This window comes from Pseudomonas sp. JY-Q (assembly GCF_001655295.1).
In the GTDB taxonomy this organism is placed as follows: domain Bacteria; phylum Pseudomonadota; class Gammaproteobacteria; order Pseudomonadales; family Pseudomonadaceae; genus Aquipseudomonas; species Aquipseudomonas alloputida.
This window is the reverse complement of sequence record NZ_CP011525.1, coordinates 3,114,043-3,134,907: the sequence shown is the minus strand read 5'-3', so window position 1 is coordinate 3,134,907 and position 20,865 is coordinate 3,114,043. Positions and strand designations below refer to the sequence as shown.

At 63.0% G+C, this 20,865-nt stretch carries 21 protein-coding genes and 1 pseudogene; 15 read left to right on the top strand and 7 right to left on the bottom strand.

Annotated elements, in window-relative coordinates; genetic code table 11:
- The first annotated feature begins 3 nt into the window (after nucleotides 1-3).
- From paaE to paaZ, 5 genes and pseudogenes are all read left to right on the top strand, one after another.
- A complete protein-coding gene (gene paaE / locus AA098_RS14225) occupies nucleotides 4-1,080 on the top strand; it encodes a 1,2-phenylacetyl-CoA epoxidase subunit PaaE (RefSeq protein ID WP_004577382.1) in 1,077 nt (358 codons plus the stop codon).
- Between the two features lie 140 nt (nucleotides 1,081-1,220).
- Nucleotides 1,221-1,529, top strand: a complete 309-nt coding sequence (locus AA098_RS14220) for a DUF485 domain-containing protein (RefSeq protein ID WP_004374508.1) — start codon at nucleotides 1,221-1,223, stop codon at nucleotides 1,527-1,529.
- Nucleotides 1,520-3,088 (top strand): annotated as a pseudogene (locus AA098_RS14215) (cation acetate symporter); the annotation flags it as partial. The gene AA098_RS14220 and the pseudogene AA098_RS14215, both read left to right, overlap by 10 nt.
- Nucleotides 3,089-3,127: 39 nt before the next feature.
- Nucleotides 3,128-4,360, top strand: coding sequence for an OprD family porin (locus tag AA098_RS14210; protein ID WP_004577384.1), 1,233 nt, complete (start codon nucleotides 3,128-3,130; stop codon nucleotides 4,358-4,360).
- A 37-nt stretch (nucleotides 4,361-4,397) separates the two neighbouring features.
- The gene (paaZ, locus tag AA098_RS14205) at nucleotides 4,398-6,452 is read left to right on the top strand and encodes a phenylacetic acid degradation bifunctional protein PaaZ (RefSeq protein ID WP_064614451.1); all 2,055 of its coding nucleotides are present in this window, start codon (nucleotides 4,398-4,400) and stop codon (nucleotides 6,450-6,452) included.
- Between the two features lie 197 nt (nucleotides 6,453-6,649).
- Here the strand turns inward: paaZ and AA098_RS14200 are convergent, their stop codons facing one another.
- On the bottom strand, nucleotides 6,650-6,919 hold the full coding sequence (locus tag AA098_RS14200) for a DUF6555 family protein (protein WP_004374494.1): 270 nt from the start codon (nucleotides 6,917-6,919) through the stop codon (nucleotides 6,650-6,652).
- Nucleotides 6,920-7,085: 166 nt separating this feature from the next.
- Entirely contained in the window at nucleotides 7,086-7,295 is a 210-nt protein-coding gene (locus tag AA098_RS14195) for a general stress protein (protein ID WP_004374491.1), read from the bottom strand.
- 235 nt (nucleotides 7,296-7,530) lie between these two features.
- On the opposite strand from AA098_RS14195, the gene AA098_RS14190 reads away from it, so the two are divergent.
- Nucleotides 7,531-7,929, top strand: a complete 399-nt coding sequence (locus AA098_RS14190) for an NUDIX hydrolase (protein WP_064614449.1) — start codon at nucleotides 7,531-7,533, stop codon at nucleotides 7,927-7,929.
- A gap of 1 nt (nucleotide 7,930) precedes the next feature.
- Here AA098_RS14190 and AA098_RS14185 read toward each other — a convergent pair whose 3' ends face one another.
- Nucleotides 7,931-8,482 carry an ATP-dependent Clp protease proteolytic subunit gene (locus AA098_RS14185; RefSeq protein WP_014862002.1) on the bottom strand — a complete coding sequence of 184 codons (552 nt, stop codon included), beginning with the start codon at nucleotides 8,480-8,482 and terminating at the stop codon, nucleotides 7,931-7,933.
- A 124-nt stretch (nucleotides 8,483-8,606) separates the two neighbouring features.
- Between AA098_RS14185 and AA098_RS14180 the strand changes: the two genes are divergently transcribed.
- Genes AA098_RS14180 through AA098_RS14165 form a run of 4 tightly spaced genes read left to right on the top strand, consistent with a single transcriptional unit; the run spans nucleotide 8,607 to nucleotide 12,581 of the window.
- The gene (locus tag AA098_RS14180) at nucleotides 8,607-9,659 is read left to right on the top strand and encodes a DUF72 domain-containing protein (protein ID WP_064614447.1); all 1,053 of its coding nucleotides are present in this window, start codon (nucleotides 8,607-8,609) and stop codon (nucleotides 9,657-9,659) included.
- Nucleotides 9,656-10,429, top strand: a complete 774-nt coding sequence (locus AA098_RS14175; RefSeq protein ID WP_004374485.1) for an endonuclease/exonuclease/phosphatase family protein — start codon at nucleotides 9,656-9,658, stop codon at nucleotides 10,427-10,429. Before AA098_RS14180 ends, AA098_RS14175 begins: the two co-directional genes overlap by 4 nt.
- Nucleotides 10,426-11,628: a cardiolipin synthase ClsB gene (gene clsB / locus AA098_RS14170; protein WP_004374483.1), complete on the top strand. Its 1,203-nt coding sequence runs from the start codon at nucleotides 10,426-10,428 to the stop codon at nucleotides 11,626-11,628. Before AA098_RS14175 ends, clsB begins: the two co-directional genes overlap by 4 nt.
- On the top strand, nucleotides 11,628-12,581 hold the full coding sequence (locus tag AA098_RS14165; RefSeq protein WP_004374481.1) for a lysylphosphatidylglycerol synthase domain-containing protein: 954 nt from the start codon (nucleotides 11,628-11,630) through the stop codon (nucleotides 12,579-12,581). The genes clsB and AA098_RS14165 overlap by 1 nt, the downstream gene beginning before the upstream one ends.
- A 294-nt stretch (nucleotides 12,582-12,875) precedes the next feature.
- On the opposite strand, the gene AA098_RS14160 is transcribed toward AA098_RS14165, so the two are convergent.
- Together AA098_RS14160 and AA098_RS14155 are read right to left on the bottom strand one after the other, a co-directional pair.
- Complete coding sequence (locus AA098_RS14160) at nucleotides 12,876-13,100, bottom strand: metallothionein (protein ID WP_004576227.1); 225 nt, start codon at nucleotides 13,098-13,100, stop codon at nucleotides 12,876-12,878.
- Nucleotides 13,097-13,561, bottom strand: a complete 465-nt coding sequence (locus tag AA098_RS14155) for a hypothetical protein (protein WP_004374478.1) — start codon at nucleotides 13,559-13,561, stop codon at nucleotides 13,097-13,099. Before AA098_RS14155 ends, AA098_RS14160 begins: the two co-directional genes overlap by 4 nt.
- Before the next feature lie 127 nt (nucleotides 13,562-13,688).
- Here AA098_RS14155 and ligD point away from each other — a divergent pair, with 127 nt between their 5' ends.
- Genes ligD through AA098_RS14130 form a run of 5 tightly spaced genes read left to right on the top strand, consistent with a single transcriptional unit; the run spans nucleotide 13,689 to nucleotide 19,293 of the window.
- Nucleotides 13,689-16,190, top strand: coding sequence for a DNA ligase D (gene ligD, locus AA098_RS14150; RefSeq protein ID WP_064614445.1), 2,502 nt, complete (start codon nucleotides 13,689-13,691; stop codon nucleotides 16,188-16,190).
- Nucleotides 16,191-16,230: 40 nt separating this feature from the next.
- On the top strand, nucleotides 16,231-17,274 hold the full coding sequence (locus tag AA098_RS14145) for an acyl-CoA dehydrogenase family protein (protein WP_004374475.1): 1,044 nt from the start codon (nucleotides 16,231-16,233) through the stop codon (nucleotides 17,272-17,274).
- Nucleotides 17,271-18,026: a PIG-L deacetylase family protein gene (locus tag AA098_RS14140; protein ID WP_004374473.1), complete on the top strand. Its 756-nt coding sequence runs from the start codon at nucleotides 17,271-17,273 to the stop codon at nucleotides 18,024-18,026. Before AA098_RS14145 ends, AA098_RS14140 begins: the two co-directional genes overlap by 4 nt.
- 11 nt (nucleotides 18,027-18,037) lie before the next feature.
- The gene (locus AA098_RS14135; RefSeq protein WP_004576230.1) at nucleotides 18,038-18,637 is read left to right on the top strand and encodes a bifunctional 2-polyprenyl-6-hydroxyphenol methylase/3-demethylubiquinol 3-O-methyltransferase UbiG; all 600 of its coding nucleotides are present in this window, start codon (nucleotides 18,038-18,040) and stop codon (nucleotides 18,635-18,637) included.
- Nucleotides 18,634-19,293 carry a glycosyltransferase family 2 protein gene (locus AA098_RS14130; protein ID WP_054888307.1) on the top strand — a complete coding sequence of 220 codons (660 nt, stop codon included), beginning with the start codon at nucleotides 18,634-18,636 and terminating at the stop codon, nucleotides 19,291-19,293. The genes AA098_RS14135 and AA098_RS14130 overlap by 4 nt, the downstream gene beginning before the upstream one ends.
- 21 nt (nucleotides 19,294-19,314) lie before the next feature.
- Here AA098_RS14130 and AA098_RS14125 read toward each other — a convergent pair whose 3' ends face one another.
- Together AA098_RS14125 and AA098_RS14120 are read right to left on the bottom strand one after the other, a co-directional pair.
- Nucleotides 19,315-20,136, bottom strand: coding sequence for a Ku protein (locus AA098_RS14125; protein WP_004576232.1), 822 nt, complete (start codon nucleotides 20,134-20,136; stop codon nucleotides 19,315-19,317).
- An 85-nt stretch (nucleotides 20,137-20,221) separates the two neighbouring features.
- Complete coding sequence (locus AA098_RS14120; protein ID WP_004576233.1) at nucleotides 20,222-20,809, bottom strand: nucleoside phosphorylase-like protein; 588 nt, start codon at nucleotides 20,807-20,809, stop codon at nucleotides 20,222-20,224.
- Between the last annotated feature and the right edge of the window lie 56 nt (nucleotides 20,810-20,865).

Here is a 20,865-nt window from a genome sequence, read left to right as displayed (position 1 = left end):
ACCATGAGCCAGTTTCACAGCCTGACCATCAAGCAAGTGCGCAATGAGACCCGTGATGCGGTATCGATTGCCTTCGATGTGCCCGAGCACCTGCAGGACCAGTTCCGCTTCACTCAGGGCCAGTACCTGGTCATGCGCACCCAGCTGGATAACGAAGAAGTCCGCCGCTCCTACTCCATCTGCAGCGCCGTACAGGACGGCGAACTGCGCGTGGCCGTCAAGCGCGTACCGGGCGGGCGCTTCTCGGCGTTTGCCAATGAAGTGCTCAAGGAAGGCCAGCAGCTGGAAGTGATGCCGCCATCGGGCAGCTTCTTCGTGCCGCTGGACCCGGCTCGCCAGGGCAACTATCTGGGGGTGGCCGCCGGCAGCGGCATCACCCCGATACTGTCGATCATCGCCACTACGCTGGCCAGCGAGCCGCACAGCCGTTTCACCTTGCTGTACGGCAACCGCTCCAGTTCGGGGGCGCTGTTCCGCGACAAGCTCGAAGACCTGAAAAACCGTTACCTCGACCGCTTGAACCTGATTTTCGTGTTCAGCCGCGAACAGCAGGACGTCGACCTGTACAACGGCCGCATCGACGCCGACAAATGCGGCCAGCTGTTTTCGCGCTGGCTGGACGTTGCCGGGCTGGACGCGGCATTCATCTGCGGCCCGCAGGCGATGACCGAGACCGTGCGTGACAGCCTGCAGGCCAACGGCATGGCCAAGGAACGCATTCACTTCGAGCTGTTCGCCGCCGCCGGCAGCGAGGCCCGCCGCGAAGCCCGTGAGGCGGCACGCCAGGTGGATTCGGCGCTTAGCCACATCACCGTGATCAGCGACGGCCGCGCCCTTGCTTTCGACCTGCCGCGCAACACCCAGAACGTGCTCGACGCCGGCAACGCCATTGGTGCCGAGCTGCCCTACTCGTGCAAGGCCGGCGTGTGCTCCACCTGCAAGTGCCGGGTGATCGAGGGCGAAGTGGAGATGGACAGCAACCATGCCCTCGAAGACTACGAAGTGGCGGCCGGGTATGTGCTGTCGTGCCAGACCTACCCGGTGAGCGACAAGGTGGTGCTGGACTTCGACCAGTTGTAGACCGAGTCGACTGCTTCGCGGGTAAACCCGCTCCTACAGGGCCTGGGGCAGCATCCTTACCTGCGAAGAGGGCCTAAGCAACAACGCAATACCCCGCGTGACCTCAACACAACAATTACAAAACCAAGAGATCGCTTGCCATGACACCCGAACGCATAGAAAGCATCGCCAACCACCCCGACTTCCAGCACCTGGTGCGGCGCAAGCGCCGCCTCAACGGCAGCCTGACCCTGGCCATGCTGGTGGTCTACTACGGCTTCGTCCTGCTGGTTGCGTTTTCGCCCAGCACCCTCGGCCAGTCCCTCAGCGGCGGCGTGACCACGGTCGGCATGCTGGTGGGCGTGTTGATGGTGCTGCTGTCCTTTGCCCTGACCGGCATCTATGTGCACCGCGCCAACAATGTGCTCGACCCGCTCAACGACAAGGTCAAGCAGGAGTGCGCACAATGAACTGGACCGCCATTTCGATGTTCATGGTGTTTGTCTGCTTCACCCTGCTGGTCACCCGCTGGGCTGCCCTGCGCACCCGCTCGGCCAGTGACTTCTACACCGCCGGCGGCGGCTTGACCGGTATGCAGAACGGCCTGGCGATCGCTGGCGACATGATCAGTGCCGCTTCGTTCCTGGGCATTTCCGCGATGATGTTCATGAACGGCTACGACGGCCTGTTGTATGCCCTCGGTGTCCTGGCGGGCTGGCCGATCATCCTGTTCCTGATTGCCGAGCGCCTGCGTAACCTGGGCAAGTACACCTTTGCCGACGTAGTCAGCTACCGGCTGGCGCAAACCCCGGTGCGCTTGACCTCGGCTTTCGGCACCCTGGTGGTGGCGCTGATGTACCTGGTGGCGCAAATGGTCGGCGCCGGCAAGCTGATCGAGCTGCTGTTCGGCATCAGCTACCTGTACGCCGTGATGCTGGTCGGTGTGCTGATGGTTGCCTATGTCACCTTCGGGGGCATGCTCGCCACCACCTGGGTGCAGATCATCAAGGCAGTAATGCTGCTCTCAGGCACCAGTTTCATGGCCTTCATGGTGCTCAAGCACTTCGGCTTCAGCACCGAGGCCATGTTTGCCAGTGCCGTGGCCGTGCATGCCAAGGGCCAGGCGATCATGGCCCCAGGCGGCTTGTTGTCCAACCCGGTGGACGCCATTTCCCTCGGTTTGGGCATGATGTTCGGCACCGCTGGCCTGCCGCATATCCTGATGCGCTTTTTCACTGTCAGTGATGCCAAGGAAGCACGCAAGAGCGTGTTCTACGCCACCGGTTTCATTGGTTACTTCTACCTGCTGCTGATCGTTGTCGGCTTTGGCGCCATCGTCATGGTCGGCACTGAACCGTCCTACCGCGACGCCACTGGCGCCATCATCGGTGGCGGCAACATGGTCGCCGTGCACCTGGCCCAGGCCGTGGGTGGCAACCTGTTCCTGGGCTTCATCTCTGCCGTCGCCTTCGCCACCATTCTGGCTGTGGTCGCTGGCCTTGCGCTGTCCGGGGCATCGGCGGTGTCCCACGACCTGTATGCCTGCGTGATGCGCAAAGGCAAGGCGACCGAGCAAGAGGAAATGCGCGTGTCACGCATTGCCACGCTGGTCATCGGCCTGCTGGCAGTGATCCTGGGCCTGATGTTCGAGTCGCAGAACATTGCCTTCCTTTCCGGCCTGGTGCTGGCGGTGGCCGCTTCGGTCAACTTCCCGGTGCTGCTCCTTTCCATGTTCTGGAAAGGCCTGACCACCCGTGGCGCGGTGTGCGGCAGCATGGCCGGGCTGGTCTCGGCGGTGCTGTTGGTAGTGCTGGGCCCGGCGGTGTGGGTCAACGTGCTGCACAACGAAACGGCGCTGTTCCCCTACAGCAACCCTGCGCTGTTCTCCATGAGCCTGGCCTTCCTCAGTGCCTGGGTGTTCTCGGTTACCGACAGCTCCGAACGTGCCGTTGAAGAGCGTGGTCGCTACCTGGGCCAGTTCATCCGCTCCATGACCGGTATCGGTGCGGCTGGCGCCAGCAAACACTGACTTCAAGGACGAACAGACATGTCGGGTAAAACAACAACAATGAACCGCACACACTTCCTGTCAGCCGCCTGGCTGGCCACCTTCGCCCTGCCGATGCCCGCGCTGGCCGACTTCATCGGCGACAGCCATGCACGCCTGGAGCTGCGCAACCACTACATCAACCGTGATTTTCGCCAGAGCAACGCCCCGCAGGCCAAGGCAGAGGAATGGGGCCAAGGCTTTACCGCCAAGCTGGAATCGGGCTTTACCGAGGGCCCGGTCGGCTTTGGCGTGGACGCGCTGGGCCAGTTGGGCATCAAGCTCGATTCCAGCCGCGACCGTCGCAACACCGGCCTGCTGCCTTTTGGCCCGAACAGCCACGAACCGGTCGATGACTACAGCGAGCTAGGCCTGACCGGCAAGGTTCGCGTGTCCAAGAGCACCTTGCGGCTGGGCACCTTGCAGCCGATCCTGCCGGTGGTGGTGTACAACGACACCCGCCTGCTGGCCTCCACCTTCCAGGGTGGCCTGCTCACCAGTCAGGACCTCGATGGCCTCACCTTCAATGCCGGCCGCCTGACCAAGGCCAACCTGCGTGATTCCTCTGGCCGCGACGACATCGGCTATGGCGCTGCCAGCAGTGACCACCTGGACTTTGGTGGTGGCAGCTACGCCATCACCCCGCAAACCACGGTCAGCTATTACTACGCCAAGCTCCAGGACATCTACCGTCAGCAGTTCGTCGGTCTGATCGACACCCGCCCACTGGCAGAAGGACTGAGCCTGCGCAGTGACCTGCGCTACTTCGACAGCCGCAATGACGGCGCCGAGCGTGCCGGCAACATCGACAACCGTAACTTCAACGCCATGTTCACCCTGGGCGTGCGGGCGCACAAGTTCACCGCCACCTGGCAGCAGATGTCGGGTGACAGCGCCTTCCCGTTCGTCAACGGCGGCGACCCGTTCACCGTCAACCTGGTCACCTATAACACCTTTACCCGGGCCGGGCTGGACGCTTGGCAAGTGCGTTACGACTACGACTTCGTTGCCATGGGCATCCCCGGCCTGAGTTTCATGACCCGCTACACCGACGGTCGCCACGCGGAAACTGCCACCGTGACCAATGGCCGTGAGCGCGAGCGCGACACCGACATCACGTATGTCATCCAGAGTGGCCCGTTCAAGGACGTCAGCCTGCGCTGGCGCAATGTCACCTTCCGCTCCGGCAACGGCCTGACCAACGCCGTGGACGAAAACCGCCTGATCATCGGCTACACCCTGGCGCTGTGGTAACAGCACCCCTCACATTTTGAACAGCATGGAGAACAGCATGTCTGCCGCCCCTACTCTGCAAAGTTTCATCGCCGGCCGTTGGCTCGGCCAGCACGGCGCCCAGGCCCTGCGCAGCGCCCTCGACGGCCACGTACTGGCCTACAGCCATGAAGAGCGCCCGGACTTCGCCGAAGCTGTGGACTACGCGCGTGCACGCGGTCTTGCCTCGCTGATGGGCATGGATTTCCAACAACGTGCCCAACGCCTCAAAGCCCTGGCCCTGTACCTGGCCGAGCACAAGGAGCAGCTCTACGCCCTGTCGCACCACAGCGGCGCCACCCGGGCCGACAGCTGGATCGATATCGAAGGCGGCAACGCCACGCTGTTCTCCTATGCCGGCATCGGCAGCCGCGAGCTGCCGTCGGGTAACCTGGTGCACGAAGGGCCTGCCATACCGTTGGGCAAACAAGGCCATTTCGCCGGTAGTCACATCCTGGTGCCACGGGCAGGCGTTGCGGTGCACATCAACGCGTTCAACTTCCCCATCTGGGGCATGCTGGAGAAGTTTGCCCCGACGTTCCTGGCCGGTATGCCCTGCATCGTCAAGCCAGCGACCTCGACCAGCTATTTGACCGAGGCCGTGGTACGCCTGATGAATGCCTCCGGCCTGCTGCCCGAAGGCAGCCTGCAGCTTGTTATCGGCAGCACCGGCGACCTGCTCGACCGCCTGCAGGGGCAGGACGTGGTGACCTTCACCGGCTCCGCCGATACCGCTGCCAAATTGCGCGTGACGCCCAACCTGATTCGCAACTCGGTGCCGTTCACTGCCGAGGCCGACTCGCTCAACTGCGCCATCCTCGGCCCGGACGTGACACCGGACAGCGAAGAGTTTGACCTGTACATCAAGGAAGTGGTGCGTGAAATGACCACTAAAGCCGGGCAGAAGTGCACCGCCATCCGCCGTGCGATCGTCCCGGCCAGGCACCTGGATGCCGTCGCCACCCGCCTGCGCGAGCGCTTGAGCAAGGTCGTGGTTGGCGACCCGTCCCTGGAAGGTGTGCGCATGGGGGCCCTGGCCTCCCATGACCAGCAGCGCGATGTCGGCGAGCGGGTGCGCAGCCTGCTGCAGAGTTGTGATCAGCTGTTCGGCGCCAGCGATGGCTTTGCCCCGCGTGGCGAAGGCGTGGCTGAAGGCGCGTTCTTTGCGCCAACCTTGTTGCAGGCCCGCGACCCACATGCCGAGGGCGGCGCCCACGATATCGAAGCGTTCGGCCCGGTCAGTACGCTGATGGCCTATGACGACCTCGACGAAGCCTTGGCACTGGCTGCCCGTGGCAAAGGCAGCCTGGTGGCGACCCTGGTCACCGCCGACCGCAGCGTGGCCGCCAAGGCTATCCCGGTGGCTGCTGCCTGGCATGGCCGTCTGCTGGTGCTCGATAGCCAGGCTGCCAAGGAGTCCACTGGGCACGGCTCGCCGCTGCCGCAGCTCAAGCACGGTGGCCCGGGCCGCGCCGGTGGTGGTGAAGAGCTGGGTGGCCTGCGTGCGGTCAAGCATTACCTGCAGCGCGCCGCCGTACAAGGCTCGCCGAGCATGCTCACGGCGGTCACCGGCGAGTACGTGCGCGGCGGCGAAGTGATCGAAACCGACGTGCACCCGTTCCGTCGCTACTTCGAGCAGCTGCGTATCGGCGAGTCGCTGCTCACCCATCGCCGCACCGTGACAGAAGCTGACCTGGTCAATTTCGGCTGCCTGTCAGGCGACCATTTCTACATGCACTTCGACGAAATCGCCGCCAAGGCGTCGCAGTTCGGTAAACGCATTGCTCACGGTTACTTCGTACTGTCGGCAGCGGCCGGGCTGTTCGTGTCGCCCGGTGCCGGACCGGTGCTGGCCAACTATGGGCTGGACACCCTGCGCTTCATCAACCCGGTGGGCATTGGCGATACTATCCAGGCGCGCCTGACCTGCAAGCGCAAGATCGACCAAGGCAAGACCAGCCCGCTGGGGCAGCCGCAGGGGGTGGTGGCGTGGGATATGGAGGTGACCAATCAGCTGGGTGAGTTGGTGGCCAGCTATGACATCCTGACCTTGGTGCTGAAAAAACCAGAATGAGGAGTTGAAGCTACTGGCCTCCTCTCGGGCAAGCCGCCTCTGATCGGTAATGCCCAGTGCCCTTTGTAGGAGCGGGTTCACCCGCGAAGAGGCCGGTAGCTGCTCAAGCCGCTTAAGGACAGTTCACGGTATCTACGTACCTTATAGGAGCGGGCATCTCCGCTCCTGCAGTTTCTTTACCGGTTGCACGCGAGCTATTAGACCATCGCCGCCGGATCGCCCACCGACTGGTTGGGCTTGCTCCCCGAAATCCGCCAGCTCACGGCGGTAATGCCGTAACGCTCGGCCATCGGCCGACTGACCTTCCTGATTTTCTCGCGACCGAACTTGGGAATGATGCCGATGCCCGCATCACAACTTGCCCAATGCCAAGCCTCGGCATTGTCCAGGCGTTCCAGACGAATGATGAAACTGCGCGGCTGGTCATGCAGTTTGTAATCGATTATGTACAGCTGTGGACTAGGCATCGCAGGGGGCCTCCTCTTCTCCATGGATGACATTTTGATTGATCGGGCGGTGGCCAGAAGATTCAAAATTTTGTCCAACAAAATGTCATGGCGCGACTCCGGGGCGGTTACCCCGAAATCGCTGCTGGGCACCTATGGGGAGCTGGCGTTCAGCGAAAGCTCCCTCTCACTGGCTGCGGCCTGCGCGGTGGCTGTTGCGCCCCCCCTTGCGTCCGGCTTCCGATGCCCGTTGGCGGTCGTTGGCAAAGTTGCCGCCAGATGCCTGGCCACCCTTGTGGCCAGCGCGCGATGCCCTCTCGCGGTCATTGGCAAAGTTACCTGGGTTGGTTTCCTTGGTGCCGCCGCGCTGGCGGGTTCGCTCTTGGTCCTGCGCCATGTCGTTTCTCCTTGCGATGGATTGGCTGATCGCATGAATCGATGCCATGCCTAGCTTCCGAGCCCCCGATCGGTCGCTGTGCTCAATGGTTTTACAATCAGCTGACCGGTGGCACTAAAAACATGCAGGCAGGCTGTTTGCGTAATGGAAGTGACCGTTCGTCAGCTTCAACGCAACGTTTATTGCCAGCCAGGGCCGAAACTTCATGCAATAAAGGAATCGCCCAGGAGCCGGAATGAAACCAGTCAAGCATCGCGCCACCATCATTTGCCGGCATGGCAAGCAGCGCCACAAGTGGTTGTGGGTGAGAAAGCCGAAGGCGCCCTGGACCCTTCCAGGCGGCAAGATCGAACCCGGCGAGACGCCGATGCAGGCCGCGCAGCGGGAGTTGCTGGAAGAGACTGGGCTACAGGCTGAATCGCTGGTGTTGTTGATGCGCCACGAAACGTCAGAGCGTGTGCATTACGTGTTTGCAGCGGAGTTTGCCGAAGCACCGCAGCCCAAGGCCCGGCACGAAATTGCCGACTGCCGCTTTGCCCACCTGGATCAGGTGGCTGTGGTGAAGGGCGAGATCAAGGCCCTGATCCGCTCCTTGCTGGCTTGTGACGCGGGCATGGCGGCGTCCGTTCGGTAAGCTAGGCGTGCACACTCCACTGAACGGCGTCTGACGCGATCGGCATCTCGTCGATGGCATGGATCATTCCGTTTTCCAGCGCCTCCCGCGGCGCCAGTATCCTTGGATAGGCCATTAGATAGCGCGGTACATCCAGGACCTCGGCCGCGCCTTTCGTGCGCTCGGCCACGATCTGCGCATACAGGCGCAGGTCGTAATCCAGGCTCATCGCATACTCGGACATCCGCGAATGGTCCACCGAACCATGCAAGGTCCAATGAAACGGGTGGAAAAGAAACTTGCTGAAACTGCAAGCCGTGCGTCGCGCTCCGGCAAGGAAGAGGATATTGCCCATGGATTCCACCGTACCCAGGTTGTGGGTATGCACCTCCACGGGTAACCCCCGCAGAAAGTTGTACAGGGTGAAGCCATAGCTGCATTCGCCGCCCATGGTGGCGATGTTCAGTTGCAGAAGCTCGGCACCCTGTTGCAATGCCCGTGAGCAGGTCGTGATCAGGTTGCCGCAGGTAGACGAATTGATCGGCCCGGTGAAGTGGATGATATGTCTGGCCATGCTTGCCTCCGCGGGTGGCAGGTCATTGCTTGTGCTTTTGCACATCGTCGCCCAGCCCGGCCATCTGGCAGTGGGAGAAAGGCTCGAATGTCATCCGGGCACCCTGCCAGGAAACGGGTATGCGGTGGAGACGCCAGCTGCCGCAAAGTTCAACTCGGCGTCAGCATTTCCGTTGGTCAAGCGTTGTGAACCCTCGCCGGCCTTTGCCGGTCGCACTTTCAGAGCGACCGAACAAGGAACCGGCAGTGAGGACGGCAGCGTGAGCGATATTCGCATCGGTATCTCCGGGTGGCGCTATGGCCCCTGGCGCAAGGACTTCTACCCCAAAGGCCTGAGACAGGACGATGAACTGGCATTCGCTTCACGGGCGGTGAACAGCATCGAGATCAATGGCTCGTTCTACAGCCTGCAAACGCCCGAGCGCTATCTGGGCTGGCGTGAAGAAACGCCGGACGGCTTCGTGTTCGCGGTCAAGGGGCCGCGCTATATCACCCATGTGCGGCGGCTGAAGGACATCGAAGAGCCAGTGGCCAATTTTTTCGCCTCCGGGCCGCTGCTGTTGGGCGAAAAGCTCGGGCCGTTCCTGTGGCAGTTCCCTCCCAACATGAAGTTCGATGAAAACCGTTTTGCCCGGTTTCTGGCGCTGCTGCCACACACCCGCAAAGCGGCCCTTGAACGCGCCCAAGGCTGCGCCGAGCGCCTGAAGGGTAATGGCAGCCTTGCCATCAAGGGCAATGCTCGATTGCGCCACGCCGTCGAAATTCGCCACGAGAGTTTCCTCTGCGAAGCCTTCATCAAGCTGTTACGCAAGCATCGCGTGGCGCTGGTAGTGGCCGACAGCGCCGGCAAATGGCCCTGTGTCGAAGATGTGACCGCCGACTTCGTCTACATGCGCCTGCACGGGGACGTGGAGCTGTACAGCAGCGGATATACCGCACGCGCGCTGCGGCGCTGGAAGCAGCGTATCCAACAATGGAGTGAAGTTAAGCAGGCGGACGATGCCCGCCTGATCGTGCCGGGGCCGCCGCCTCGGTGTGCGGCACGGGATGTGTACTGCTACTTCGACAATGACCAGAAGGTGCACGCGCCATACGACGCCAGGCGCTTGCTGGAAAAGCTGTCCTTGGACCATGAGCTGATGACCGAGCCAGGCGTGGTGCCGGAGGTGGCCTTGTGAACAAGCCCCTGCCCGCCCCACGCTGCATCATCGACAAGGTGACCGCTGTACGCCGGCTCAATGTGTTGACGCTGAACGTGCACAAAGGCTTCACCTTCTTCAACCGGCGCTTCATTTTGCCCGAGTTGCGCGAGGCCGTACGGGCCACCGGCGCCGACCTGGTGTTTTTGCAAGAGGTGCACGGCAGTCATCAGCAGCATGCCCTGCGCCACCCTGCCTGGCCCGAAACGCCGCAGTACGAGTTTCTGGCCGACAGCATGTGGCCGCAGTTCGCCTATGGCCGCAATGCGGTGTATCCCCATGGCGACCACGGCAACGCGCTGTTGTCGAAATTCCCCATCAGCCGCTTCAACAACCTGGATGTGTCGGTGCAGGGCAATGAACAGCGTGGCCTGCTGCATTGCCAGCTGGAGGTGCCGGGCCATGACGAGGTGCATGCGGTATGCGTACACCTGGGCCTGCGCGAAGCACACCGGCAGCGCCAGGTGAAGCTGATGCTGGACCTGCTGGCCAGCCTGCCGCCCAACGCGCCGGTCATCATCGCCGGCGACTTCAACGACTGGCGGCTGAAGGCGGACGCGGTGCTCAGCGAACACCTGACAGAAGCCTTCGGCACCCCGGCGCGCAGTTTTCCCGCGCGCCTGCCGTTGTTGCGCCTGGACCGCATCTACTTGCGAAACGCGATGCCGGGGGCTGCCCAGGTGCTGTCCAAATACCCGTGGTCGCATTTGTCCGACCACGTACCACTGGCTGCGGAGATCAACCTGTGAACCGACCTTGGGTAGATGGCAACAGTGTGCAGTTGCTGATCAATGGCGAGCAGTACTACCCCCGCGTGTTCGAGGCCATGGCCCAGGCGCGGGAAGAAATATTGCTGGAAACCTTCATCATCTTCGACGACAAAGTGGGCAAGCAATTGCAGCAGGTGTTGATCGAGGCTGCCCGGCGCGGAGTACGCGTGGAAGTGGCCGCGGATGGCTACGGCACAGCCGAGCTGCCGGCTGAGTTCATTTCAGCGATGACCGACGCGGGTGTAAGCTTTCACGCGTTCGATCCACAGCCCCTGTTGTTGGGCATGCGCACCAACCTGTTTCGCCGTTTGCACCGCAAGATCGTGGTGGTCGATGGTGAGCGGGCCTTCATCGGCGGTATCAACTACAGCGCCGACCATTTAGGCGACTTTGGTGCCATGGCCAAGCAGGACTATGCCGTGGAGGTCACTGGGCCGGTCGTGGCGCAGGTCCATGCAGCCAGTAAGCGCCTGATGTCTCCCGTGCTGCAGCCCCCCAGTGCAGTACGCCCGGTTACCGAGCCCGCCGGAAGCAGCAGTGCGGTGTTGATCGAGCGTGACAACGGCATGCGCAGCACCGATATCGAGGCACACTACCTTCAGGCGTTTCGTAAAGCCCGGCAACGCATTGTGGTCGCCAATGCGTATTTCTTTCCAGGCTACCGACTGATGCGTGAGCTGCGCAACGCGGCCCGGCGTGGCGTGGAGGTTCGGTTGATCTTGCAGGGCCAGCCCGACATGCGCTGGGTCCGTGCATTGTCGCGCCTGCTGTACAACTACCTGCTGCGCGACGGCGTGAAGATTCATGAGTATTGCCAGCGGCCGTTGCACGGCAAGGTGGCACTGGTGGACGACCAATGGGCCACCGTTGGCTCCAGCAACCTCGACCCCTTGAGCCTGTCGTTCAACCTGGAGGCCAACCTGTTCATTCGTGATCGGGCCTTCAACCAGCAACTGCACCAGCATTTGCACGCACTGGCCAGCGAGCAATGCAAACCGGTGACCTTGGAGCGCATGATTCGCGGCTACTGGTGGCGAGCACCGTTGATCTTCGTGTGCTTCCACGTGATCCGCCACTTCCCCCGCATTGCGGGTTGGTTCCCTGCGCACCGGCAGCGTTTACGCTCGGTGCAGCCGGAAGCCGAACCCCAGGGCAACTTGCACGAGGGCAACTCCTGATGGCGCGCAAAAGCTGGCAGACCTGGGGCAAACGCGTGTTCACGCTCGCGTTTCTGATCCTGATCCCTGTGCTGCTGTACCTGCTGGCGCGCAACCTGGACTGGAACGAAGTGCGCCAGTCTTTGCTGGCCTACAAGCCTGGCACCCTTGCTATCGGCTTGGCGATCGCGTTGAGCAGCTACCTCGCGTTCGCCAGTTACGACCTGCTGGCCCGGGCTTACACGGGCCATACGCTACCTGTCCGGCAAGTCCTGCCAGTCGCGTTCGTGTGCTACGCCTTCAACCTCAACTTCACGACCTGGGTAGGCGGGGTTGCCTTGCGCTACCGACTCTACGGCCGACTGGGCCTGGATACCGCGACCATTACACGAATCCTCACCTTGGGGCTGTTGACCAACTGGATGGGCTATATGCTGCTGGCCGGCACCGTATTTGCCCTGGGCCTGGTCGAGATGCCCGGCAACTGGGCGGTGGGCACTACAGGCCTGCGCCTGATCGGCCTGCTGTTGCTGGCGATTGCGGGCGGCTACCTGCTGGCCTGTGGTTTCGCCAAGAAGCGCACCTGGTGCTGGCGCGACCACGAAGTGACGCTGCCCTCGCTGCGTCTGGCGCTGTGCCAGGTGGCGCTGGGTGCCAGCAACTGGGCACTGATGGCGCTGCTGATCTTCTGGTTGCTGCCGGGTGAAGCGTTCTACCCATCGATTCTCGGCATCCTGCTGATCAGTTGCGTGGCCGGTGTGGTGGCGCATATTCCTGCGGGGCTGGGCGTGCTGGAAGCGGTGTTTCTGGCCCTGCTGCACGGGCAGATGGCCCAGGGCACGCTGGTGGCTGCCCTGCTCGGCTACCGCACGTTGTACTACCTGATTCCGCTGCTGTTGGCAGTGGTGACCTACCTGATCCTGGAAAAGCGCGCCAAAGCCATGCGCCGGCGCGACAAGCCTGCTCAGACCTGAAAGGGGCCGTGTGCGCTGGAGCTGGCTGCGTGGCACCGGCTTTGCCGGTGTTCGCGGGTGAACCCGCTCCTACGGGGGGGCGCGCCAAGAAACCAACCCGGCGCGAGCCATGCGCCGTAAATGTAGGAGCGGGTTTACCCGCGAAGCAGGCAGCACGTTGCATGGCACCGGCTTTGCCGGTGTTCGCGGGTAAACCCGCTCCTACGGGGGGGCGCGCCAAGAAACCAACTCCGCGCAACACCCGAGGCCCAAAGGACTGGGCGATCGGGTGAAAGGGCTGCCCGCCTACTGGCTTCAGGGTGAAATCGGATCACTCGCTGGAAAAGTTTCATCCAGCGCATTGTCCACCGCGCTCTCGCCCGGCTTTTCACCACAATGGCAGTCCTGCATCCGGCATGGCTCACCCTTGCGGTGGCCGCTGGCGCAGGCCTCGCAGCAATAGGCCTTGCCGTCGCGCTGCAAGGCATTGGCATCCACCGTGCAGGAGCAGTGCGTACACGCGCAGCGTTGGTCGTTCATGGCTTGCTCTCCTCGTCGTCTATCACATCATCGGTCCAGGGCACCCCGTCCAGCGGCGCGGATCGGGCCAGTTCGGCCTCGTCCAGGCCAATGCCGCCACCGATCTCATCGGCATCCACCTCGCGCAGACGCTGGTCTGCCGGGCCGTCACTGCCGCCCGGTTCGTGGGGGTCGCGGGCACCGGTTTCGTCCAGCAGGGTGCCCGGGCTCAAATCGTCATAGGTGACATTGTCCTCATGCAGGCTGTCACTCAGCGCCTCGCCGCCGGTCATGCCACTGTGTGCCACGCGCTGGGGTGGGAACTCACGGGCGACCTCGGCGGCGGGTCGTTCGTCGCCCACACGCCCTTCGCGCTCATCCAGGCGTTCATCGAAATCCAGCTCATGCACGCTGCCCATGCGGTCTTCGGTGTCATCAATTTCGGTGGGGGTGTATGGCTTAGGTGCATCGGGTCGGGTCATGTGCGTTCTCCATCAGGTGGCTTCATTCGGTCGACTGCACCCGCTCACGGAAGATTCAGAGTTTTTTGAACTACCGCCTCGGCCGGCACCTCCCACCTTAGAGACTGTGATCTGCCCGGAGCCCGCCATGGCCAAGCCCCTGCAGGAATATGCGCGCAAGCGCGACTTCAACGCCACGCCCGAGCCCAGCGGCAAACGCAAACGTGGCAAGCGGGCCCATGCGCTGCAGTTCTGCATCCAGAAGCACGACGCCAGTCACCTGCACTACGACTTCCGCCTCGAGCTCGACGGCACCCTGAAAAGCTGGGCGATCCCCAAAGGCCCATCGCTGGACCCCAAAGTGCGCCGCCTGGCAGTGCATGTGGAGGACCATCCGTTGGACTACGCCGATTTCGAGGGGCGTATCCCTGAAGGCCACTATGGTGCAGGCGATGTGATCGTCTGGGACCGCGGTGTCTGGGAGCCTGAAGGCGATGCGCATGAAGCCTACGCCAAAGGCAAGCTGCGTTTCCGCCTGCAAGGCGAGAAGCTAGGCGGCGTGTGGAACCTGTTCCGCACCCACCTGGCCGGCAAGAAAGAGCAATGGATGCTGGTCAAGTCGCACGACGCCCAGGCGCGCAGCGAATCCGAGTACAGCATTGTCGAGGCCCTGCCCGACAGCGTGCTCAGCGAGCGCACGCTGGTGCCACGCAAACCCGCTGCACCCAAAGCCGCAACACCGCGCAGCAGCCGTAAACGCCCCGGCAACGTTCAAACGGCACACTTGCCAGCACAGCTACAGCCACAGCTGGCAACGCTGGTGGACGCTCCCCCCAGCGGTGACTGGCGCTACGAAGTCAAGTTCGATGGCTACCGTATCCTGGCCCGCATCGAGGGCCAGGACATCCGCCTGTTCACCCGCAACGGCCATGACTGGAGCAGCAAGATGCCCCGGCAGGTTGCCGCCTTGCGCGCGCTCGGTATCGACTCGGCCTGGCTCGATGGCGAAATGGTGGTGGCTGATGAGAATGGCATGGCTGACTTCCAGGCGTTGCAGAATGCCTTCGATACCGAGCACGACGAATACATCACCTATTACCTGTTCGACCTGCCATTTCTGGGCGGTCAGGACCTGCGACAGCTACCGCTGCAGCACCGCCGCGAGACATTGCGCCAACTGCTTGAGCACAACCATTCCGACGTCATCAAATATTCCGCCGACTTCGACCAACCTGTCGACTCACTGCTCGACAGTGCCTGCCGGCTGAAGCTGGAAGGCCTGATCGGCAAGCGAGCTGACAGTGTCTACAGCGGCCGCCGTAGCCCGGACTGGATCAAGCTCAAGTGCAAGCAACGCCAGGAATTCGTGATTGTCGGCTACACCGACCCCAAAGGCAGCCGCAGCGGCTTCGGTGCCCTGCTGCTGGCCCTGCACGACAATGACAGTGGCGAGCTGCGCTATGCCGGGAAGGTTGGTACCGGCTTCAATACCACGACACTGGCCAGCATCCATGCCCGGCTCAAGCCCCTGGAAATCGCCAGCCCTGCCCTGCCCTCGCCGCCCGCCGGAGCCGAAGCGCGTGGTGTGCACTGGCTGCGGCCGCAGTTGTTGGCTGAAGTCGCCTTTGCCCAGATGACCCGTGACGGCATCGTGCGCCATTCGGTGTTCCACGGCCTGCGCGATGACAAGGCGGCAACCGCCATTGACCTGGAGCGCGCCATGCCCGCAAAAACTGTATCCAACCGCAACAAGCAGGCCAAGGCGTCTGAGAACCTGGGTGAACTGCGGCTGACCCACCCCGACCGGGTCATCGATCCCACCACGGGTGTGACCAAGCGCGAGGTCGCCGAGTATTACGCCGGCATCAGCCAGTGGATCCTGCCCCAGCTCAAGCACCGCCCGGTGGCATTGGTGCGCGCCCCGGACGGCTTGGGCGGAGAGCTGTTCTTCCAGAAAAACGCGGGCCAGCTGCATATACCCAACGTACTCAGCTACGAAAAGGCCGAGGCAGGCCAGGCGGCGATGGTCATCAATCGCCCGGACACGCTGCTGGGCGCGGTGCAGATGAACATGCTGGAACTGCACACCTGGAACGCCACGGACAAGAATTTCGACAAACCGGACCGTTTCGTGCTCGACCTGGACCCTGACCCTGCGCTGCCCTGGAAGGCGATGGTGGAGGCGACCCAGCTGGCCCTCACCCTGCTGGACGAACTGGGCCTGAAGGTGTTCCTGAAAACCAGTGGTGGCAAGGGTATTCACGTGGTTGTGCCCTTGACCCGGCGAGCCGGCTGGGACGAGGTCAAGGACTTCAGCCACGCCATCGTCAGTTACCTGGCCAAGCTGTTTCCGGAGCGCCTGAGCGCGGTGTCGGGGCCAAAAAATCGCGTGGGACGCATCTTCATCGACTACCTGCGCAATGGCAAGGGCGCCACCACGGCGTGCGCCTACTCACTGCGTGCCCGTGAGGGGCTGCCTGTATCGGTGCCTATCTGGCGTGATGAACTGGCGCACATCAAAGCCGCCAACCAATGGAACATCACCAACCTGCGCGAGCGCCTGGCGGAGGTCGACGACCCTTGGGCCGACATGGGCAAGGTACGCCAGTCGATCACCGCGCGCATGCGCAAGCAGCTAGGGCTCGAATGATGACGCCCCTGCGATTGGACACGACCCGGGAGCCACGCCCATGAGCATCGTTCAGGACTTCAACCTGACCACCCTTGACCGCCTTTTACGCGCCTTTGGCGAACGCCAGCTACCGCTCAACCTCGATACCCAATTGCCGCAACTGATCCAGGCGCTGCAAGCTGATCACCTCGACCTGCTACCGTTGCCGGGGCAAGGCAACACCTTGCGTCGCTGGCAGACCTTGGCACGGGTGGCCGGCTGTGACCTGGCACTGGCCAAGCTCTACGAGGGCCATACCGATGCCTTGGCGATCCTGGCGGAATGCGGCGCAGCGCACCACGCCAACGACGGCATCTGGGGCGTATGGGCGGCAGAGCCGCCCGATGCGCGAGTCCACATCACTGCGCGTGAAGGCGACCAGGTGCACCTGAGTGGCACCAAGGCCTGGTGTTCCGGTGCCTTGCAGATCGATCGAGCGCTGATTACTGCCTGGGATGAGGCCGAGCAGCCGCAATTGGTGGCAATCGAGCTGTCACAGCCGAGCCAGGGCCTGAACATCGAGCACTGGCAGGCCGTTGGCATGGCCACTACCGCCAGTGTCGAGGTGGCGTTCAACGATACCCCAGGCACGCTCATCGGCGCGCCGGGCCAATACCTCTCGCGCCCTGGCTTCTGGCAAGGCGGTGCAGGTATCGCTGCCTGCTGGTACGGCGCGGCCGAGGCGCTGGCGGATTACCTGCGTGAACATTGCCGCAAACCCCGCCCAGACCCGCATGCCGATGCGCATCTGGGGGCTGTGGACGCTGCGTTGCATGGCGCCCGTGCATCACTGCGTGAATGTGCTGCCTGGATCGATCAGCAGCCCGGTGTGGATGCCAGTTTCGAAGTTCGCCGCACCCGCGCCCAGGTAGAACAGGCCGTAGAGCAGGTCATCAGCCACGTCGGGCGTGCCTTGGGGGCCACGCCGTTCTGTCGCAGCAGTCATTTTGCCCGGCTGAGCGCCGACCTGCCGGTGTTCCTGCGTCAGAGCCATGCCGAGCGCGATCTGGCGATGCTGGGCCAGCAGTTGGCCCACTTGCCAGCGGGGGTATGGCAGCTATGAACCAGAACCTGATCCAGTCCGCCGGTGGCACGCCCTGGACAGCCTGGCAGCATAGCGCGCACCTGGCGCGTGCAACCTGGCTCGATTCACGCCAACTGTGCCCGCCGGGGCGCCGGCTGGTATTGATTGCGCCGCACCCGGATGACGAAATTCTCATGGCTGGCGGCCTGCTGGCAGGCTTCAAAGGGCGCGAGGACGAGCTGGTGCTGATCTCCGCCACCGACGGCGAAGGCAGCCACCCCGGCTCCAGCCACTGGACCGAACATCGCTTGCGCCGCCAGCGCCCCCAGGAAAGCCGACAGGCCCTGCAACAGCTCGACCTTGACCTTGAGCGCCTGGACTGGCGCAGGCTCCATCTGAAGGACGGCCAGCTGCCGCGCGAAGAAGCGTTTCTGGCCAGTCACCTCACGCAGTTACTTCGCCCCAATGACCTGCTGATGGCCACCTGGCGCAGTGATGGCCATTGCGATCACGAGGTCGTCGGCCGCGCCGCTGCGCAGGCGGCTGCAGCCCGTGGGGTGCAATTGGCTGAGGTACCGGTCTGGGCCTGGCACTGGGCTGAGCCTGACGACCCGCGCCTGCCATGGCCCCGTGCGCACCGCGTGCAGCTCGATGAAAGCCGTCTGGCACGCAAGCGCAAGGCCTTGGCCGCCCACGTCAGCCAGCTGCAGCCGGACGGCGAGCAGCCGCCGGTGCTACCGCCGCACCTGCTGGATTGCCTTCTGCAACCTTTCGAACTGGTGTTTCTTTGAATGGAGCTGTCATGAGCCTCGATCCACAGTATTTTGCCGAGCTATACGCCACCCATGAAGACCCTTGGGCCTTTCGCACCCGCTGGTACGAGAAGCGCAAACGCGAGCTGGTGATGGCCAGCCTGCCACGCCAGTGCTACCAGCGCGTGTTCGAGCCAGCCTGCGCAAATGGCGAGCTCAGTGCGTTGCTGGCCGAGCGTTGCGCCGAACTGCTGTGCCAGGACCTGGACCCGACGGCCGTAGGCCTGGCCCGCGAACGCCTGGCTCACGTGCACAATGCCTTGGTCGAACGGGCCCGGTTACCGGGGGACTGGCCGGGCGGCCGCTTTGACCTGATCGTGCTCAGCGAGGTGGGTTACTACCTTGATCCTACCGACTGGCTGCAGGTGATCGAACAATCGGTGGCCAGCCTTACCTACGACGGCGCGTTACTGGCCTGCCACTGGAAGCACCCTATCGCGGGTTGCCCGCAGGACGGTCGCGACGTGCACCGCCTGTTGACCCGGCATTTGCCGTTGCATCAGCAGTTCCGCCATGAGGAGGCGGACTTCTTGCTGGAGTACTGGTCATGCCAGCCAAGCGTTGTCGACCTCGACGAGACGTGCCCATGATTGCCGTTGTCATCCCTGCACATAATGAAGCCCGCCGCCTTGGGCGATGCCTGCGGGCAGTGCTGATCGCTGCCCAGCAGGCGCAGCATGCGGGAATGCACGTGGAAGTGCTGGTGGTACTGGACCGCTGCAGTGACGGCAGCGCCGCCGTGGCGCGGCGTTTCGGCGTACACCTACTGGAGGTGGATGCCGGTAATGTCGGCATGGCACGTCGCGTGGGCGCGGCGCACATGGTCGAGCGGGGCGCCACGTGGTTGGCGTGCACCGATGCGGACAGCCAGGTCCCGGCGCACTGGCTGCTGTCGCAGTTGGCCTGTAGCGCCGAGGTGGTTTGCGGCACCGTGCATGTCGAGTACTGGCAACCCTGGCAGACAGCCGCGCTGCGCAAGCTCTACCAGAGCCGCTACCAGGCGTGTGAAGGGCATCGGCATGTGCACGGCGCAAACCTGGGGGTATGTGCCGATGCCTATGAGCGTGTGGGTGGCTTTCAGCCCCTGGCGGCGCATGAAGATGTGCAACTGGTCAGTGACCTGCAGGCCAGCGGCGCCCAGATCGTCTGGACCGCCAGGCATAGTGTGGCCACCAGCAGTCGACGTGACAGCCGCGCCCGCGAGGGGTTTGGTGATTACCTGGCTGGGTTGCAGGCGCAGTCTTGAACTCAATGGCATTGGCCGTGTTCATGAAGCCTTTCGCGTCTTCTTCACCGGTTTCTTGCCACCCAGGCTGCGCTTGAGCAGTTCGGTCAGGTCGAGGATGTCCGCACCTTTCTCGGCCCCTCCTGCGTCGCCCTTCTCCACCGCCTCGATCTTGCCCTTGCTGGCCTTCTCTTCCACCAGGTCCATGATCGTCTGGCGGAAGGCGTCATGATAATCCTCAGGCTTCCAGGGCCCGCTCATGTCCTCTACCAGGCGCTTGGCCATCTCCAGCTCACGCTTCTCCACCTTGCTATCGGTCACGCTGGCATCCAGCTCCAGCGTTTCCAGCCCGCGCACCTCTTCAGGCCAGCGCAAGGTGATCATCACCAGCGCATGGTCCAGAGGCCGCAGCAGCGCCAAGTGCTGCCGGGTATGCAATACCACGGTGGCCAGTGCCACCTTGCCGGTCTTTTCCAGCGTCTCGCGCAGCAAGGCGTACACCTTGCCGCCACGGCGGTCCGGGGTCAGGTAGTACGGCGTATCGAAATGCTGCAGCGGAATATCGCCCGCTTCCACAAAGGAAAAGATGTCGATTGTCTGGGTCGCTTCCGGCCGGGCCTTGCGGATCTCCTCCTCACTGATCACCACATAGCGGCCCTTCTCGAACTCTACGCCCTTGACGATATTGTCCTTGTCGATTTCCTTGCCGGTCACCTTGTTCACCCGCTTGTAGCCGACCGGCTCCATGCTGCGCTTGTCCAGCCAGTCGAAGTCCACGCGCTCGGTGCGCACGGCGGTATTCAGTGCCACGGGGATGTGCACAAGGCCAAAACTGATGGCGCCTTTCCAGATTGCCCGAGCCATGAGGGTGCTCCCAGGGTTGCCTGCTGATACCAGAAGTGACTGCACCGGGCGACAAAGGTTTAGCTGCCCTGCCCTGCGGCAACCGTCACGCCTGGCTGAACAACACCCGCTTGAACGCTTCGGCCGCCAAGTGCACTTGCACCGCCCAATCCCCCGCGGCTTCGCTGCCGGCATCATCGGAGATGTATTTCAGGCACACGAACGGAATACCTTCGTCACGCGCGATCAATGCCAGCACGTAGGCTTCCATGTCGACCACGTCGTAAGGTGCGTCGCCATGGTTGATCTCGAAGCTGTCACCGCTGCCACAGGTTTCCACAGCCAGGCCGGGTATTGCCGCCCCGTGTTCGAGTATCACCGGGGTATCGGACAAGGGCGTTTCATAGCGGGCAAAGCCCAGCGCGGTCACATCCATGTCGCGTTGTACGAAGCGGTTACAGCACACGACTTCGCCCTTGCCATGACGCTGGCTGCCAGCCGAGCCCAGGTTGACGATAAGCTTGGGCCTGCGCGTGGCGATCGCCTTGGTCAGGGCGATTGCGGCATTGACCTTGCCAATGCCGGTGAACACGGTGTTCACCTCGGTAAAGACATCGCCAGCCTCGGCCTCAAGCGCAAAGACGAACAGCGTGTCATTCAGGGAAATGTCGGGGAATTGCTTGATCAGCATCATGGAGCAGGTGTTTCCGAGTGGCTGCAAAGGGCGCGGCCATTGTCGGTCAACCCGGG

Coding starts and splice junctions, on each gene's coding strand:
- AA098_RS14210 (WP_004577384.1), top strand. CDS start 3,128: ATGAACCGCACACACTTCCTGTCAGCCGCCTGGCTGGCCACCTTCGCC.
- paaZ (WP_064614451.1), top strand. CDS start 4,398: ATGTCTGCCGCCCCTACTCTGCAAAGTTTCATCGCCGGCCGTTGGCTC.
- AA098_RS14155 (WP_004374478.1), bottom strand. CDS start 13,561: ATGACCCGACCCGATGCACCTAAGCCATACACCCCCACCGAAATTGAT.
- AA098_RS14165 (WP_004374481.1), top strand. CDS start 11,628: ATGGCGCGCAAAAGCTGGCAGACCTGGGGCAAACGCGTGTTCACGCTC.
- AA098_RS14120 (WP_004576233.1), bottom strand. CDS start 20,809: ATGATGCTGATCAAGCAATTCCCCGACATTTCCCTGAATGACACGCTG.
- AA098_RS14200 (WP_004374494.1), bottom strand. CDS start 6,919: ATGCCTAGTCCACAGCTGTACATAATCGATTACAAACTGCATGACCAG.
- AA098_RS14195 (WP_004374491.1), bottom strand. CDS start 7,295: ATGGCGCAGGACCAAGAGCGAACCCGCCAGCGCGGCGGCACCAAGGAA.
- ligD (WP_064614445.1), top strand. CDS start 13,689: ATGGCCAAGCCCCTGCAGGAATATGCGCGCAAGCGCGACTTCAACGCC.
- AA098_RS14125 (WP_004576232.1), bottom strand. CDS start 20,136: ATGGCTCGGGCAATCTGGAAAGGCGCCATCAGTTTTGGCCTTGTGCAC.
- AA098_RS14140 (WP_004374473.1), top strand. CDS start 17,271: ATGAACCAGAACCTGATCCAGTCCGCCGGTGGCACGCCCTGGACAGCC.
- AA098_RS14220 (WP_004374508.1), top strand. CDS start 1,221: ATGACACCCGAACGCATAGAAAGCATCGCCAACCACCCCGACTTCCAG.
- AA098_RS14160 (WP_004576227.1), bottom strand. CDS start 13,100: ATGAACGACCAACGCTGCGCGTGTACGCACTGCTCCTGCACGGTGGAT.
- AA098_RS14130 (WP_054888307.1), top strand. CDS start 18,634: ATGATTGCCGTTGTCATCCCTGCACATAATGAAGCCCGCCGCCTTGGG.
- paaE (WP_004577382.1), top strand. CDS start 4: ATGAGCCAGTTTCACAGCCTGACCATCAAGCAAGTGCGCAATGAGACC.
- AA098_RS14185 (WP_014862002.1), bottom strand. CDS start 8,482: ATGGCCAGACATATCATCCACTTCACCGGGCCGATCAATTCGTCTACC.
- AA098_RS14190 (WP_064614449.1), top strand. CDS start 7,531: ATGAAACCAGTCAAGCATCGCGCCACCATCATTTGCCGGCATGGCAAG.
- AA098_RS14135 (WP_004576230.1), top strand. CDS start 18,038: ATGAGCCTCGATCCACAGTATTTTGCCGAGCTATACGCCACCCATGAA.
- AA098_RS14145 (WP_004374475.1), top strand. CDS start 16,231: ATGAGCATCGTTCAGGACTTCAACCTGACCACCCTTGACCGCCTTTTA.